The organism is Mesorhizobium sp. M0571, assembly GCF_040320985.1.
Classification (GTDB): Bacteria; Pseudomonadota; Alphaproteobacteria; order Rhizobiales; family Rhizobiaceae; genus Mesorhizobium.
In genome coordinates this window covers 216324-233043 of the sequence record NZ_JAMYQT010000006.1, presented here as the reverse complement: position 1 = coordinate 233043, position 16720 = coordinate 216324, and the positions used below count along the sequence as shown (strand labels likewise).

At 59.2% G+C, this 16720-nt stretch carries 12 protein-coding genes; 8 read left to right on the top strand and 4 right to left on the bottom strand.

Annotation, left to right across the window (positions count from 1 at the left end):
• Positions 1-13 precede the first annotated feature (13 nt).
• The 3 genes from NKI85_RS10640 to NKI85_RS10630 all read left to right on the top strand — a co-directional run bounded on the left by NKI85_RS10640 (position 14) and on the right by NKI85_RS10630 (position 4140).
• Positions 14-1882, top strand: coding sequence for an ABC transporter ATP-binding protein (locus NKI85_RS10640; protein WP_352646920.1), 1869 nt, complete (start codon positions 14-16; stop codon positions 1880-1882).
• Positions 1882-3777, top strand: a complete 1896-nt coding sequence (locus tag NKI85_RS10635) for an ABC transporter ATP-binding protein (RefSeq protein WP_352776717.1) — start codon at positions 1882-1884, stop codon at positions 3775-3777. Before NKI85_RS10640 ends, NKI85_RS10635 begins: the two co-directional genes overlap by 1 nt.
• Before the next feature lie 159 nt (positions 3778-3936).
• Positions 3937-4140: a hypothetical protein gene (locus NKI85_RS10630; RefSeq protein ID WP_352457028.1), complete on the top strand. Its 204-nt coding sequence runs from the start codon at positions 3937-3939 to the stop codon at positions 4138-4140.
• A gap of 246 nt (positions 4141-4386) precedes the next feature.
• Here NKI85_RS10630 and NKI85_RS10625 read toward each other — a convergent pair whose 3' ends face one another.
• From NKI85_RS10625 to nifA, 3 genes are all read right to left on the bottom strand, one after another.
• On the bottom strand, positions 4387-5427 hold the full coding sequence (locus NKI85_RS10625; protein ID WP_023678254.1) for an LLM class flavin-dependent oxidoreductase: 1041 nt from the start codon (positions 5425-5427) through the stop codon (positions 4387-4389).
• A 91-nt stretch (positions 5428-5518) separates the two neighbouring features.
• Positions 5519-6658: a histidinol-phosphate transaminase gene (gene hisC, locus NKI85_RS10620; RefSeq protein ID WP_352516384.1), complete on the bottom strand. Its 1140-nt coding sequence runs from the start codon at positions 6656-6658 to the stop codon at positions 5519-5521.
• A 234-nt stretch (positions 6659-6892) separates the two neighbouring features.
• On the bottom strand, positions 6893-8665 hold the full coding sequence (gene nifA / locus NKI85_RS10615) for a nif-specific transcriptional activator NifA (RefSeq protein ID WP_352516383.1): 1773 nt from the start codon (positions 8663-8665) through the stop codon (positions 6893-6895).
• A gap of 998 nt (positions 8666-9663) precedes the next feature.
• Between nifA and NKI85_RS10610 the strand changes: the two genes are divergently transcribed.
• Together NKI85_RS10610 and NKI85_RS10605 are read left to right on the top strand one after the other, a co-directional pair.
• Entirely contained in the window at positions 9664-10992 is a 1329-nt protein-coding gene (locus NKI85_RS10610) for a dicarboxylate/amino acid:cation symporter (RefSeq protein WP_352738992.1), read from the top strand.
• A 302-nt stretch (positions 10993-11294) separates the two neighbouring features.
• Positions 11295-12326, top strand: a complete 1032-nt coding sequence (locus NKI85_RS10605) for a LacI family DNA-binding transcriptional regulator (RefSeq protein ID WP_023678260.1) — start codon at positions 11295-11297, stop codon at positions 12324-12326.
• A 548-nt stretch (positions 12327-12874) separates the two neighbouring features.
• Here NKI85_RS10605 and NKI85_RS10600 read toward each other — a convergent pair.
• On the bottom strand, positions 12875-13804 hold the full coding sequence (locus NKI85_RS10600) for a LysR family transcriptional regulator (protein WP_352523371.1): 930 nt from the start codon (positions 13802-13804) through the stop codon (positions 12875-12877).
• Between the two features lie 266 nt (positions 13805-14070).
• Between NKI85_RS10600 and NKI85_RS10595 the strand changes: the two genes are divergently transcribed.
• The 3 genes from NKI85_RS10595 to nodC are packed head-to-tail and all read left to right on the top strand — an operon-like array spanning position 14071 to position 16660.
• Positions 14071-14664 carry a NodA family N-acyltransferase gene (locus NKI85_RS10595; protein WP_352516371.1) on the top strand — a complete coding sequence of 198 codons (594 nt, stop codon included), beginning with the start codon at positions 14071-14073 and terminating at the stop codon, positions 14662-14664.
• A complete protein-coding gene (gene nodB, locus NKI85_RS10590; protein WP_352776716.1) occupies positions 14661-15320 on the top strand; it encodes a chitooligosaccharide deacetylase NodB in 660 nt (219 codons plus the stop codon). Before NKI85_RS10595 ends, nodB begins: the two co-directional genes overlap by 4 nt.
• Before the next feature lie 14 nt (positions 15321-15334).
• Positions 15335-16660: a chitooligosaccharide synthase NodC gene (gene nodC, locus NKI85_RS10585; RefSeq protein ID WP_352776715.1), complete on the top strand. Its 1326-nt coding sequence runs from the start codon at positions 15335-15337 to the stop codon at positions 16658-16660.
• Positions 16661-16720 lie beyond the last annotated feature (60 nt).

Genomic DNA, 16720 nt, shown 5'->3' with positions numbered 1-16720 from the left:
CGGGAATACACCCGTGAGCAGTGATGCTATCGGCAGCGCAACGAACGCTCTGAATTCGTTGACCCATGTGGAAGCGGCGCGCTGGGGCCGGGATTTGAGTACGCTGTTGCGCATCACGCGTATGAATTTGCGGCATCCCTGGCAGGTCGCCTTCGCTATGGGCTCGACGATCATGGCGGCAATCCTCCAGTTGCTCATTCCCCAGCTTCTCGGCCGGGCTGTCGACCAGACCCAGACAGCCATCGGGGGCGGTGTCGCGGGGACCGCGGCAGGACAAGCGCTCTGGACCCCGGCTCTCCTGCTGCTCGCCGTCAGCGCGCTACGCGGCCTTTTCACGATGGCGCAGAACTATTTTGCCGAAGCCGTCGGGCATCATGTCGCGTACGAACTGCGGCTCGCCTACTACGACAAGATCCAGCGTCTCAGCTTTTCCTTTCACGACCGGGTCCATTCAGGCGATCTGATCACCATCGGAATGCTCGATCTCCAAGGCGTGCGGATGTATTTTTCCACCGCGCTCGTTCGCGTGCTCCTGCTCACCATGCTGATCGGGATCGGCGCCTACATGATGATCTCGACCGATCCCATGCTCGGCCTGGTCGCGCTGAGCTTCGTGCCTTTTGTCGCCTGGCGCTCATCGGCCACACAGCTTAGGCTGCGCGCCACCTGGCTCGACCTGCATGAGCGGCTTTCAGTACTAAGCCGCGTGATGGAGGAAAATCTCGCAGGCATCCGCGTGGTCCGCGCTTTTGCGGCTCAAGCCTATGAGATGCTGAAGTTCGACGGCGCTTCCAAGAACGCGCTCGACCTCGCCCACGACCGAGTTGACATCTACGTGCCCAGCACGTCGGCGATGACCTTGTCCTTCTTTTTCGCAATGGGATTGGTGCTCTGGATCGGTGGCAGCAAGCTCGTCGCTGGCGAGATAAGCGTCGGAACGGTGGCGACCTTCCTGACCTTCATGACAATCCTGCAAATGCCAGTCCGCCAGATCGGCCTCATGGTCAATGCCTTTGCCCGCGCTTCTAGCTGCGGTTCGCGGCTTTTCGGTCTCCTCGACCAGGAGATCACAATCAGGGATGCTCTCGAGGCCAGACCGCTCGAGATAAGCGACGGCACTCTGCGCTTCCACAATGTCTCGTTTGCGTACCCCAGCGCCGAAAACCGCGCCATTCTGAAGAACGTCAGCTTTGAGGCCCGTAGAGGCGAGACGATCGCGATCGTCGGTCCGCCGGGTTCGGGCAAATCGACGATAGCTCATCTGGTCCCCCGCTTTTATGACGTGACCGGTGGCGCCATCACGCTGGACGGCCAGGACATACGCAATGTCACCCTCGCGACGCTTCGCAAGGCGGTCGCCGTCGTACAGCAGGATGCATTCCTATTCACCACTACGATCGAGAACAACATCGCTTATGGCGATCCCTGGGCGAAGAGACAGCGAATCGAACGCGCTGGCGAATTCGCCCAGCTCCACAACTACATCCTCGGGCTCCCAGCGGGCTACGAGACGGTCGTGGGCGAACGCGGCGTCTCTCTCTCTGGCGGCCAGCGCCAGCGTCTCACGATTGCTCGCACCATGATGCTGCGCCCCTCCGTCGTAGTTTTCGACGACTCAACGGCCGCGATCGATGCCGGCACCGAGCAGCGCATCCGCGCGGCGATGCGGCGCTTCGCCAAGGATCGGGTGACGATCATCATCGCGCACCGGCTGAGTGCGCTTGTGCATGCCGATCAGATCCTTTTTGTCGATAACGGCGAAATCGTAGAACGCGGCACGCATCAAGAGCTTTTGGCGAAGCGGGGACGCTACAGGGCCCTTTACGATCTCCAGACGCGCCCGGGTGATGACAATATGACCCAGTATGGGGGCGCCCGCTGATGGCGCAGGGCCGCGCCGGCGAAGTCGAAGCCGAACGTGACGACGGTAGACGCCCTCCGCGCGCGGTTGTCGGCTCGCACCGCATCGAGGAGGAGATGTTCGGCCGGGCTTTCGACAAGAGCATCCTCCGGCGCATCTGGGCTTTCGTCCGTCCCTATCGGGCCAGGGTAGTCATCACGATTGCAGCAATGCTGATCTTCACCGGGACGCAGCTTCTCATCCCGTTGATCATCCGCTACGCGCTCGACCAGGGCATGAACCCGGCAAGGACCGATCGCTCAGCCCAGCTCGCGGCCGTCGGCGCGTTCGTTTTGGCGATTTTGGTCAATTTCGCTGCCGGCTACATGCAGGAAGCCGTGGTTGGGAAAGTGGCCGAAACTGTCCTGTTCGACATCCGCCGCGCCATGTTTGGCCATCTGCAGAAGGTTTCGCTCTCCTTCATGGACAAGACCGAGGTCGGACGCCTCATGTCGCGCCTGCAAGGCGACGTCAACTCCATACAGGAATTCCTCGAAACCTCGGTATATTCCGTAGGCGATGTTGCACTTCTCTTCGGCATCGTTTTCGTAATGCTGTGGCTCGACTTCCGCCTCGGCCTCCTGACGCTCTCGGTTCTGCCGGTCCTGGTGATCGTCCGCATTGTCTGGCTGCCGCGTGCCCGCGACGCCTTCATGGCCGCACACGAGACTAATTCCGTCGTCAACGGCGCGCTGGCCGAAGCCATTCACGGCGTGCGCACCGTCCAGTCAATGGACCGCCAGCAGGTGAATTTCATCCTTTTTGACGACAAGGCCCATGCCAACCTCAGGACCCACCTGATCGCTGCCAAATATGCACTGGTCATGGTGCCTATCGTCGATGGCCTCACCGGCCTCGCCATGGCCGCCGTTATTGTGGTCGGCGGCTCGATGGTCATGAATGGCCGCATAGATGTGGGCGTATTGGTTGCCTACCTATTTTACATCCAGCGCTTCTTTGACCCGATCCGCTCACTCACCCTGCAATATTCGGTCATGCAGCGCGCCATGGCCTCAGGCAAGCGCCTGACCGATGTGCTCGACGTCAAGATCGATGTTCAGGACAAACCCAATGCCGAGGTGCTTTCGCCCGAAATGGACGGCTCGGTCGAGTTCAGGGACGTCACCTTCGGCTACAATCCGAACCGTTCGGTGCTGAAAAATGTCTCCTTCCGGGTCAATCCCGGCGAGACGGTCGCACTGGTCGGGCCGAGCGGTTCTGGCAAATCGAGCGCGATGGCCCTGGTCCACCGCTTCTATGATGTTCAGCAGGGCCAAGTGCTGGTCGGCGGACATGATGTGCGCGATCTCACCCAGGAATCGCTCGGCCGCCAGGTCGCCATGGTGCTGCAGGAGCCGTTCCTGTTCACCGGGACGGTCTTCGAGAACATTCGATACCACAAGACGGAAGCCACGCGCGACAAGGTGATCGAGGCCGCCAAGGCGGTCGGCGCCCACGATTTCATAATGAGCCTCGCCGACGGGTATGAGACCCAACTTGGCGAACGCGGCGACAACTTATCTCTCGGCCAGCGCCAGCTTATCAGTTTCGCCCGCGCCCTCGTCGCCGACGCCAAGATCCTCGTGCTCGACGAAGCTACCGCCAACATCGACAGCTACACGGAAATGCAGATTCAGAAGGCTCTGGTAAAGCTGCTTGAAGGGCGCACTGGCCTCGTCATCGCCCACCGTCTTGCCACGACCCGGGGTGCCAACCGCATCATCGTGCTTCAGAATGGCCAAGTTATTGCGACTGGCAATCACGATCAGCTAATAGCCATGGGGGGCCTGTATTCCAAACTCTACAATCTCAACTACGCCTCCTTCGACGATATTCCCGAACACGATACGACCGTACAAGCCGGCTCCCAGACCTGACGTCTTGTCGGCCTTGTGGTACTGGCATTGACTTCGGGCGTGCCGGCGGACACTCAGGCCGCCGCAGACGAGGAAGCAGGCAGCATTCATGCAAAGCACTCGCGCGGATCGTGAAGACCGGCTGCGAACGATTTCCTCCAGCGTCGTTATCCGACCGCGGTGCACGCCGCGACATCGGGCGAACTCGCTCCAGGTGGTGTCGCTCGGCGTAGCAAAGCCGCTCGCGAGCGCGCCCTCAACAGCGCCGTAGCGAGTGACGGCTTTGCTACCGCCGAGCCGCTGATGAAGCTGGATGCGGGAGCCGCCACCGGCGCCGCCCCGGTCGAGAAGAACCTCTTGCGGCGGGCTATGGGCAACGACTAGCGCGAGCGCGACGAGCAGATGCGTGCCGGCATCGTGACGCGCTCGGCCATCATCTCCTTAGGATCGTGCAGTCTCACACCGTGCCCAGATGCCGGCCAACGCACAAACCTGGTAATCTGTGCCGCCGGCTCGTGGTCAGTTTGGCCTCCCTCACGATTTCCCAATCCCCACCACGTGCACGCTCGAGCAATGTGAGGGAGCGCTGTTACAACGATTTACCTTCGGATCAGACCGCGAATTTCATGGTCAGCCAAGTCGAGCCATGATTTCGGATTGAATGGTCGTCGCGGTGTATAGGGAAGCATCGAGCGGCAGATTCCCAAATGCCAGTTGACAAAGAAGGTAGTTAGCACCTGCCTCTTCCAACTGACTGAGCAGAGCTTCTCGCACAGACGCTGCTGATCCTACCACGCACAATTCACTCTCGACTGCCGCATCGAAGGTCAGCGGCAGGTTGGGTGGAGTGGGGATAGCGTTAAGCTCGTAAAGGAATTGGAAGCTCTTGAGCCATCGTTCGTAAGCAGGTGCCGCGAGCGAATAGGCATGTGTGTCACAACGCCCAACCACGACCATGCGGAGCAATCCAATAAATGGCGCTCGATCGCCCGCGCCAGTGTTGTCCTCTTGATAGGCGCGGAACGCATCAGTAGTTTTGCGAACAGAAGAGGAAGGTCCTACACACGCGATATTTGCTCCATTCGCAGCGGCCCAGGCTGCGGACTCGGGTCGATTGGCGGCGACCCATGTCGGCGGATGTGGACGCTGATGAGGTCTTAGCGTCAAAGGAACGTCATTGAGCTCAAAATGGCGGCCTTGATAGCACAGCGTGCCAACCTTCATGGCATTAACAAGTATTTCAACAAGAATTTCGCTGGCTTCCGCATAGCGGCCCGGCACCGCGTCCGCACCAATCCCGAAGTAACCCAATTCGATCGGGAGAGCACCGCGCCCTATGCCCAGTTCGAGCCTGCCACCGCTCAACTGGTCCAGCATACAGATCTCTTCGAACGCACGCAGCGGATGATAAAGCGCAAGCAGCATCACCAAGGGTCCGAGACGCAGGCGCCGGGTGCGCTGGGCGACGCTCGATAAGAACAGATTCGGCGATGGACCTCTCCCATGGGGGGTACAGTGGTGCTCTGCGAGATGATAGGCATAGAACCCTAGCTGATCGCACGCCTCTGCTAATATCAGGCGATCTTCGTACTGCCGGGCGATATCGAGGCCGTCCTCGTCCAGATGATCGAAGATGCCGAAGGCTAGGTTTGAAGGAAAGACGTTTGTCACTCGATATTGTCCCCGATTTTAAAGAAAAATGTTGTCGTGCTTGGGTGGCCAAGCAAGCCTAAAGATAGCAATGTGTGATATCGGATTAGCGTCAGCGTACCGAACGAGCAGAGCCTGACGCTCCCCTGCCCGTGGTGCTTGGTATGTTTAAGCTTCCAACTATATCGCGAGCGGCAGTAAGAAATGCATCCAATTGCTCTTTTGTGCCGATGCTGACGCGGATGCAATGTTCCAAACCATTGTCCGGAAAGTAGGCAACGAGTATCTTTTGCCTTTCCAAGGCTGCTTGCCACCATGAGCCGTCCTGTCCCGCTGGCACACGGGCTAGCAAGAAATTTGCGTGGGAGGGCGTTACGGAAAATCCAAGTTGCGACAGTGCGGCTGTCACTCGCTGTCGTTCATGTCTGATGTGCTTGTGGTTCTCTGCGTAGGCGCCGCGATGCGCAAGCACGCTGATACCAACCGCATGCCCGATCACGTTCATGTTGAAGACGTTCTGGATGTTGCGCAGCCTGCCAATAATCTCAGGGTGACCGAAACCGAAACCGACGCGAATGCCGGCGGCGGCATAGCTCTTCGAAAATGTTCTCAAGATCAGAAGGTTCGAATAACGGTTGATGAGGCGCAGCCCGTGATCGGGTGCAAAGTCGACATAGGCCTCATCAAGGACGACCAGGCGATCCGATTGTGCCACGAGGCGTTCGATATTGCTTATCGAGAGGAATGTTCCGGTCGGATTGTTTGGATTGGCCACCAGAATGAACTTGGCGTCTTTTGCCGGACCGAAAAGCAATTGCTCCATTGGCAGCGAATGAGTTTGACATCCGATCTCGAGAAACTCAGCACCATGCAACATGGCAAGTTTGCGGTTGAACGAAAACCCTGGCGATATCATCGCCACCTTGTCGCCAGGGGCGAGGAAAGCTCTGTAGATGAGTCCGAGCAGTTCAGACGACCCGTTGCCTGCGATGACCTGATCCGTGGATACGCCATAGGTATTGGACGCTGCTTCCCTCAAGCTGATGTTATCGTCGTCCGGATACAGATACTGGCGATTGAGGGCCGCCACTGCACTTTGCATTATGATTGGCGGCAACGGAAACGGGTTCTCATTCGTATTCAGCTTGACAAAACTTCTGTCCGGCGCTGGTCCGTTGGACGGCAGAGCATCTAGCTGTCGCGTCCCTTGCGGAAGAGACGAAAGCACAGCTTGCAGTTTTGCATCGGACATATTTTATCTCCGTTTCAGTCGCACAGGGCATCCGTATGAGCTCGCAACGAGAGCAACATGGCGGACGGATTGACGATGGCAGCGTCGCCTTTCACAAGATGGTCGCAACGCCGGCTGCCACGGGAATTCGGCCAGGCTGTCCTCGGTCGGATCGACTTGACGCGGACGCGGATCTGCATCCCTGCGCGGGCCAAGCCGCTAAGCGGTCTCAGCTAATCCGCCTGAGTCATGCTTTCACAGACGCTTGACCTCGATGCCGTATTTCCTCAGCACGTAGCCAATCTGGCGCGGGGTCAGTCCAAGCAGGCGCGCCGCCTTTGCCTGCACCCAGCCACATCTTTCCATGGCAGCAATGACGCGCTCGGCGTCGGTGGTCCTCGCGCCCAATGAGTGGGTTGCTCCGGCAGGCGGGACTGTGGTGGCGGCCGAACGAGCGGCCGCATCCGGCGGCGTGGCCGGATTCACTGCCTCTGGGAGGATTGGCGCTGGTTGCAGCGCGGCCTTGCCCGATCTGCTCTTCCGCAGCGCCTCGGCAAAGCATTGGTCGTGGGAGCACGCAAAGTCGTTTCTCCCGATTGATCGTCCCTCCGCCAGGATCGCTGTCCGGTGCACGCAATTTTCAAGCTCGCGAATGTTGCCGGGAAATTCACATTTCATCAGTACTTCAATCGCACGCGCATCGAAGGTCAGCGTACGGCCGTTCTCATCGTTGAAATTCTTGAGAAACTCAGCTGCGAGGAGCGGAATATCGCTGCGCCTTTGGCGTAATGCCGGCACCAGCAAGGGAACCACGTTGATGCGATAATATAGGTCGGCGCGGAACTCATTCCTTGCAACCGCCTCTTCAAGGTTCCTGTTCGTGGCGGCAATCACGCGAACGTCGACCTTGATGGTCTGGTTGCTGCCGACGCGCTCAAACTCCTGCTCCTGCAGCACGCGCAGTAGCTTTGCCTGGAAGGAGGCCGAGATCTCGCCGATCTCATCCAGAAACAACGTCCCCTTGTCGGCGAGCTCAAAGCGACCCTTGCGGGAATTGAACGCGCTTGTGAAGGCACCCTTCTCATGACCGAACAATTCGGATTCCAGGACTGTCTCTGGCAGCGCTGCACAATTGAGTTTGATGAAGGGCCGCTTGGCGCGCGGCGACAACTCGTGAATTGCCTTGGCGACCAGCTCCTTCCCGGTACCGGATTCGCCTCGCAACAGAACCGTGGTCTTTGCCTTAGCTACCACTGCGATCTTCTCGAGCAGCGCGCTTAGCGCCGGACTATCGCCAATCATCCCCTTGACGTGAACCTTCTTGCGCTGCGGTGCAGGGTGCTTGACATCAGAGAATTGCGTTTGCAGCCGATCTTCCACCTCTGTCGGTCGTTCGCGGTCGCCCGCGGAGAAGCGGTGCAACTTGACTGTCTGTCCCACCATGTTGGCGATCATGGTGAGCAGCCGGACATCATAATCGAGCCGATACGTTGACCTGCTGTCCAAGGCGCGGTCGATAATCAGCGTGCCTACGGCGTTCCCATCAACACGAATGGGAACGCCGATGAACGACACGGGGTCGGAGGCCCCAAGCACCTCTATGTCAGCGGTAGTGAAGGCCGAATGCACCGCTATGTTCTCGGCGACGAGCGGCGTGTCCGTCGTCACAATCCGATCGATTGCCTTGCGCGGCAGACGCATCCGGGAGCGCTCATCGCTGTTCTCGTCGCAGCCGGTGACTACGGTGATGTCCAGTATGCCCTCAGCGTCGAAGAGAGCGATGATGCCGTGCCGCATCTGCACAAACGAGGGCAGGAGATCGACGACCTTGGCCAACGTGACTTCGAGCCGGGCGGGGTCGGTGAGTACTTTCGATATTTCGAAGATGCCGGTAAGCGCGTGCTCGTGCGATGGCACAAAAGGGACCGCGGTGTTCGTCTCGGACTTTGGGTAAGCCCTTTTCGCATCCGGAAGCGAAATGCGGCACTCGCTGGCATTTTGTTCTGATTTGGGAATGTTGTGGTGCATGTGATCCTCGATCTCGCGCCATGAAATGCATGCCGGCGGCATGTGCGCCCGCGACGTCGCGGGCAAGCGCGAAAATGCTCTGACGTGAACTCGTGCCACCGCCGTGTGGTCGAGTGCAAAGCGGGTCGACCCCTGACGCATCGCTTGGCTCTCCCTCCACGAAGCTTGGCCACGTTCTCGGCTTGCACGGGGGCAACCACACGTTGATTTCAAAAGACTGGAGCGAGGCGGGATAGTCAATCGAGCTTTCTTTCATTCGTGAAAGGAAACCTCGCGGCCTATGATAGAATTCATCAGTTCTAATTTTTGTCGGCGATGTTGAACGACAGAAATACGGCGCCGGCGATGCGGTGCCCGAGCGGCTGACCGCGCCGAGTTGCCGGGCCGTGCCAGTCACCAGCGCCTGCGAACCAGGGGCGGGAGCGATAATCACTGCCGACGACACTGGTCGGTCGCGGCAACCGCCATTTCCTCGATATTGATGACGCAGATAAGGCGGCGGCGTCGCGTGTGAAGGCGCGAAGGTGGCGGTCGAGCGCGGCTTTCTCCGCGGTGCTCGGAACTTCTGAACCGCATCGTCGCGGTCAGCACCAGCGGCGTCAATCCCTACGTCTCGACGTCGCTTTCAAGCTGTCGCTGCAGCGGGAGCGCGGCAAAGAACACGGCAATTCTGCGCCCTGGTGCCAGCGATGCGGCCCTTCCCAAAGTCGGCAAACCGAGGAGCCCGCCACGATGTGCAGCAAAACCGCAAGCCAGAGAGATCGACCGGCAATCTGCCGGAGAACATCAGGCGCGTGCTGGACGGCGGCCTTGTCATTCCCGTCTTGTGCCACCGCATTCATCCCATCATAGGCGAGCCCAACGTCAGTTCAGGTCATGCGGATCCATTTGGCATGGGTATTGCGGCGGCGTTGGTGCAGCGTTCGACCGGAGCGCCGCGATAGGGAGAAGCCCGGGAGAAGTCACGCCACCTCGATTCGGTCAGGGAGAGAGAAACAGTGTCAGCTGCACAAGTCCGCGGCGCGAGTCCCGCGCCCCGCAAACCCTTCTATGCCAAGCTTTACGCGCAGGTGCTTGCCGCCATCGCCCTCGGCATCGCAATTGGCTATTTCTATCCGGGGACCGGCGAGAGCCTGAAGCCGCTGGGTGATGCCTTCATCAAGCTGGTCAAGATGATCATCGCGCCTGTCATCTTCCTGACAATTGCGACCGGCATTGCCGGCATGAACGATCTTCACAAGGTCGGCCGGGTCGCCGGCAAGGCAATGGTCTATTTCCTCACCTTCTCGACGCTGGCGCTGATCGTCGGCCTCATCGTCGCCAATGTCGTCCAGCCTGGCGCCGGCCTCAACATCGATCCGGCCTCGCTCGATGTCCAGGCCGTGAATACCTATGCCGCAAAGGCCCACGAGCAGTCGGTCACCGGCTTCCTGATGAACATCATCCCGCCAACGATTGTCGGTGCCTTCGCGGAAGGCGACATCCTGCAGGTGCTGTTCTTCTCGGTTCTGTTCGGCATGGCGCTCGCGATGGCCGGAGAGACGGGCAAGCCTGTCGTTTCCTTCCTTCAGGCGCTCATCGCGCCTGTCTTCAAGCTCGTCGGCATTCTGATGAAAGCCGCGCCGATCGGCGCTTTCGGCGCAATGGCCTTCACCATCGGTAGATATGGCATCGGTTCGGTCGTCAACCTCGCGATGCTGGTCGCGACGTTTTATTTCACCGCCTTCCTCTTCGTGTTCGGGGTTCTCGGCGCGGTCTGCCGCTACAACGGCTTTTCGATCTGTTCTCTTATTCGCTACATCAAGGAAGAGCTGCTGCTTGTCCTCGCAACGTCCTCCTCGGAGGCCGCGCTCCCCTCGCTCATGCAGAAGATGGAGAAGGCGGGCGCCAGGCGTTCGGTTGTGGGTCTCGTCATCCCGGCCGGATATTCGTTCAATCTGGACGGCACGAATATCTACATGACCCTGGCGGCCCTCTTCATCGCGCAGGCGACGAACACGGATCTGTCAATCGGCGATCAGGTGCTGCTGCTGCTCGTTGCGATGCTTTCCTCCAAGGGCGCTGCAGGTGTGACAGGTGCGGGCTTCATCACCCTGGCTGCTACGCTCGCCGTAGTTCCGAGTGTTCCCGTTGCTGGGATGGCACTGATACTCGGCATCGACCGCTTCATGTCCGAATGCCGGGCGCTGACGAATTGCGTCGGCAACGCAGTGGCATCCCTCGTCGTTGCCCGCTGGGAAGGAGAATTGGACCGAGCGCAGATGAAAGCCGCCTTCTGCGGTCATCAGCTTGCCGAGGCATCAAACCGGCTATCCTCCGCCGAGTAAGGGCGACGCACCGCGACCGGTTTCGCCAAGCTGGTCACATGACCTGAACGATCGACTCGCAGGCTCTAAACGGCGCCTCACGGACCATGTATCAGAAGCGCTAAATGTGTGAGTGCAAATCGTCGCCGCCCTAAGCGAATGAACCTTCCGTTATACCCGGCCGGTCTACGTCTGGAGTAGTCCAATACGCTGTCGATCATTCAGTATGCGGGCGTCTTCACTTTGCCCACCCGAAACCATTGTCGAATCGCGCTAGGTGACAGAGAGCCAGCCTGCGTCAAAAACCAATCAGAATAGGACCCATGACCAAGCGCCCCACAATTGCCGATCTCGCCCGCGAAGCCCGAGTCAGCGTAGCAACGGTCGATCGGGTTCTGAACGCCCGCCATCCGGTGCGCGAGGAGACCGCGCGGCGGGTCCACGACGCCGCCCACGCGATCGGCTATCATGCTGCCGGGCTCATCAAGCAGCGCTTGCGGCGAGACCTACCGTGCTACCGTCTGGGCTTCATCTTGAGAAAACCGGCCCAGCATTTCTACCAAGACTTTGCGCGCGAGGTCGAAGCGTCGGTCAATTTGGCCCAGTCCTTCCACGGCATTCCGCTCATCCAATTCGCCCCGTCACATATGCCGAGCGACCTAATCGCACCGCTCAAGGATTTGGGCGCACGCTGCCATGCGATCGCGATGGTGGCACCGGACCACCCAAAAATTACAGCAGCGGTTGAGGACCTCAAGGCCAAAGGCATTCCGGTTTTCTCGCTGCTTTCCGACTTCGCCGCCGGCGTGCGACAGGGCTATATCGGCCTCAACAACCGCAAGGTGGGGCGCACGGCCGCTTGGATGGTGTCCAAGGTCGCAAAACGGCCCGGCAAGGTGGCGGTGTTTGTCGGTAGCCATCGTTTCCAGGGGCACGAGCTCCGTGACGTCGGCTTTCGCTCCTATTGCCGTGAGAACGCGCCGACGTTCGAGGTGCTCGATCCGCTTGTGAACCTGGAGAAACGGCAGGTCACCTACGAGGCAACGCTTGATCTCATGCAGCGGGAACCCGAGCTCGTCGGCTTCTATGTCGCCGGGGGCGGCATGGAGGGCGCCATCTCCGCGGTCCGGGAAGAGGGTAAAAGTCGCGATCTCGTCGCGATCGTGAATGAAATCACGCCGGAATCTCGGGCGGCACTCGCTGATAACATCATCACGATGGCGGTCGCCACGCCAATGCGCCGGCTTTCCCAGGAGCTGATAACGCTGATGACGCGGGCTATCGAGACCGGCACTGCTGAAACACCAGGACAGACATTTCTGCCGTTCGACATTCATCTGCCGGAAAATATATGAAACTGATGGCTTCTATCGTAAGCGGGGAAGTTTCCTTTCATAAATGAGAGAAAGTTGATTGATGATCCCATCCACGCGGGGTAGCCGCACCCCACAGGCCTCAGCCGCGGCCCAGGATGAAGCGCCAATTGGGTGAACGGATCGGCCACGCGTTCAGGCGGAAGCGCGAGGTCGCGACCGGCTTCATTGCCAACATCTCGACGTTGTCGGTGCAGGGCGGTGTCGTCAAGGATGCCTCACGCCAGTAGCCGAGCGAGGCCGGCACAGTCCATTGGGATTGACCTCGTCGACCGGCATCTCCTCGCCTGGCCGCGCGTGAAAAGCCGCGGCAAGGCCGGCAAAGTTGGCATTTGAGTGGGGCTAGACATCTTCTGGGACTTCGCACGCGAAATCGGAGGCGGCAGTCAACTCAACACCAACCCGGGCATGTGTTCTGCTCGTTCCTGGCCCTCGTACTCAGCAAGGAACTGCGCCGCTCTGCCGAGCCAAAGGCGTGACGCCCGAATGGCAACCGCTCCTACGCGATCGCGACCGCCTCCAGGAAGCGCTCAATAGCTTTCAAGCAAAGGCGCCAGGCGAGATGCCTCCTGCAACATCATTTCCCGCATCCACAGGCTTGCCGGATCAGTATTGTGAAGCGCAGGCCATTGGACGGCCTCCGTGAATGCGGGATGAGGAAGTGGCGGCGGAAGTCCGACAATCCGCAGGGGTGTTGTTTTTGCGAAATGCTGCGCCAGCCGTAAGGGCATGGTACCGATGCGGTTGGTGCCTGATAGGACGGGCGCGATCAGGCTAAAGCCCTGTACGACGACCTCGATACGTCTCTCGAAACCGTGCTCGAGCAAATACCACTCCTCCATGGTGGGCTGCCGGGTGTGCCTGAATTTGAGCACGACATGCCCCATCGACAAGTATCGCTCGAATGTAAGTGGCTCTGACAGCTGCTTGTTCGTGCCGCAGCCTACGCATACGAGCATATCTTCGAACAGGGCTGCGCGAGGATGTTTCGACATGAACACTTCCGGCATAATCAGAAAATCAACGTCGCCGCGCCGGAGAAGCTCCTCGGGGTCGTCGCAAATAGGCAGACATTCGAAGCGGACGGCGGGAGCTTCCCGCGCAGTACGCTCTACGATCCCCTTAAAAAGCACGAGCGTGAGGTAATCGGAAAGCATGATTCGGAAGAGACGATCCGATTGGGCTGGGTTAAAGGCGTCGGAGGAAATAATCGATAGCTGGATGTGCAGCAATGCGTCCCGGACTGCTGGGGCAAGCCCCTCCGCGCGCGGTGTCAAAATGAGCTCGCGGCCGTTCATCGTAAACAGCTCATTGCTGAAGTAGGCGCGTAACCGAGCGACGGCGGCGCTCATGGCCGGCTGGCTCAGATTAATACTGTTGGCCGCGGCAGTGACTTTACGCTCCCTGATCAGAGCGTCCAGCACAACGAGGAGATTCAGATCCAGCCCCTTAAACCGCATATCCTGATCTATCCAGCGTGTGGATGGGCATCATCTAAACAATCAATTTTACGAATTTACGAACCATGCATTAGAGGAACGTAAATGACCGACGTCAAGCTCAAATCGACGGCGCCGACACGGGCGGGAACATCGAGAGAGCTCATTGGCGAGCCCCACCGGCTGGCTCACCTTCGCTAACGACAACGGTTGAGTGCAGCCAACAACGCCGCCGCTTTGGCCGGGTAATGCGGCCCGCAAGAAACTATTTTGAAGAGAGGTCCTGAATGCGCCCTCAGGTGCAGTGGAAATTGTGCTGGGAAAACGAGTTGCAGCTCTCCGATCACGTCGAGCTCGCCCAGTTCTTCCGTGATACCTACGGGCCGACTGGGGCGTCCAACGCAGAACCGTTCGTGGGTAGTCGAAGCTGGGCCGGAGCCAGGCCTGAACTCCGCGCAATCGCCTATGATTCAAGCGGTGTAGCGGCTCACATGGGCGTACTGCGCCGTTTCATCAAGGTTGACGCGGTCGACCTGTTGGTGGCTGAGCTGGGCCTGTACGGGGTACGTCCGGACCTTGATGGTCTCGGAATCGCCCATTCAATCCATGTCATGCTTCCAATACTGCAGGAGCTTGGCGTTCCATTCGCTTTCGGAACGGTCCGGGACGCGCTGCGGAATCATGTTGAGAGGTTCGGGCGGCGATACAGCCCTTTGGCCGTTTTGTCGGGAATTCGCGTGCGCTCCACCCGACCAGAGGCGCGCCTCGACCTGCCGCCCACACGCATCGATGACGCACTCACCATTGTTCTGCCAGTTGGACGGCCGATCAGCGAATGGCCCACGGGCACGATGATCGATCGGAACGGACCAGAGCTATGAGCCGTCCCGATTGCTTGTACGAAGTGCGCCGTGAGTGCTCTGACGGCACCGGCCGTCGCAGCGTTTATCTGACGTTTGACGACGGTCCCAATCCACTTTTCACACCGGAGATTCTGGATGTGTTGGCAGAGCAGCGGGTGCCGGCGACTTTCTTCGTCATCGGCGCCTACGCCTTAGAGCACCCGGATCTAATCCAACGAATGTTTGCAGAAGGGCACGAGCTAGGCAACCACACGATGACTCATCCGGATCTGTACAAATGCGGCTTCGGCGAAGTGCAACGTGAGATCTTTGAAGCGAACGGCGCCATCATGAGGGCGTGCCCTCAGGCCTCGGTGCGCTATATTCGCGCGCCCTACGGGGCCTGGAGCGAAGAAGTCTTCACAGCGTCACAGATCTGCGGGCTGACGGCCCTCCATTGGTCCGTCGACCCTCGAGATTGGTCTCGCCCTGGGGTCGACGCGATTATCGATACCGTGCTCGCCTCTGTCCGGCCGGGCGCAATCGTACTCTTGCACGACGGATGCCCTCCCGGCGAGTTGAGCCAGGGCGCTCACGCCGGTCTGCGCGACCAGACGGTCACGGCGCTGTCCCGGCTGATTCCAGCACTTCATGAGCGCGGATTTGTAATCCGCTCACTTCCTCAACATCACTGAACAAACGAGATCCCATGACTCTTCTTGGTACAACCAGCACTGTGGCCATTTCGCTTTATGCACTGCTCTCGACTGCTTATAAGAGCATGCAGGGGATTTATGCTCTGCCGACAAACGACTCATCGGCGTTGGAGGATCTCGTCGGCTCCGATCAACTGCCCAGCGTGGATGTCATCGTCCCCTGCTTCAACGAGGATCCGCGCACGCTTTCAGAGTGCCTGGCGTCCATTGCAGACCAAGAATACGCCGGAAGACTTCGGGTCTATGTGGTTGATGACGGTTCTGGAAATCGCGAAGCCGTAGGAACTGTCCACGAAACCTACGCGCGCGACCCTAGGTTCGACATCATTTTGCTTCCCGAGAATGTTGGAAAGCGCAAGGCGCAGATCTCCGCGATACGCCGCTCATCCGGGGATTTGGTGCTTAACGTTGATTCAGACACGATACTCGCGTCCGACGTCATCACCAAGCTTGTACCGAAGATGCGAGATCCAGCGGTCGGCGCAGTCATGGGTCAGTTGATTGCCAGTAACCGGAGCGAGAGCTGGCTGACAAGGCTGATAGACATGGAGTACTGGCTGGCTTGCAACGAGGAGCGCGCGGCACAGGCTCGCTTCGGTGCCGTTATGTGCTGTTGCGGCCCATGTGCCATGTACCGCCGGTCTGCGCTCCTTTTGTTACTGGACCAGTACGAGTCGCAATTTTTTCGGGGCAAGCCAAGCGACTTCGGGGAGGATCGCCATCTCACTATCCTCATGCTGAAAGCAGGCTTTCGAACCGAGTACGTTCCGGGCGCCATCGCGGCCACAGTCGTTCCGAACAGACTCGGACCGTATCTGCGCCAACAACTCCGTTGGGCACGAAGCACATTCCGGGACACGCTGCTTGGGCTGCGCTTGCTGCCCGGCCTCAATAGCTATCTCACGTTGGACGTGGTCGGACAGAATCTCGGGCCGCTACTCCTCGCCCTATCGGTACTAACGGGCCTCGCACATTTCGCACTGACAGGCACTGTGCCTTGGTGGACAGGACTGATGATTGTGTCCATGACCATGCTCCGATGCAGCGTGGTAGCATTTCGTGCTCGACAGTTTCGATTTCTGGGCTTTTCCCTGCACACGTTCATCAACATCTTTCTCTTACTTCCCTTGAAGGCCTACGCGCTGTGTACATTGAGCAATAGCGATTGGCTGTCGCGAAGCTCTGCTGTCGCTACATCGAACACTGGGGGAAAACAGGCCCCCACCCAAACTCCGATCACTGGATCAAGCAGGGCAGAATTCTCACCGCATGCGGCTCCGCTTCGCAGGCTCAATCTTGCGCGGATTCTTCGGGATTAGCGCTGTCGAGCAACATCTGCGGCGACGAGTGATCGCTAATTACCTAGGTGGACGAGAGGT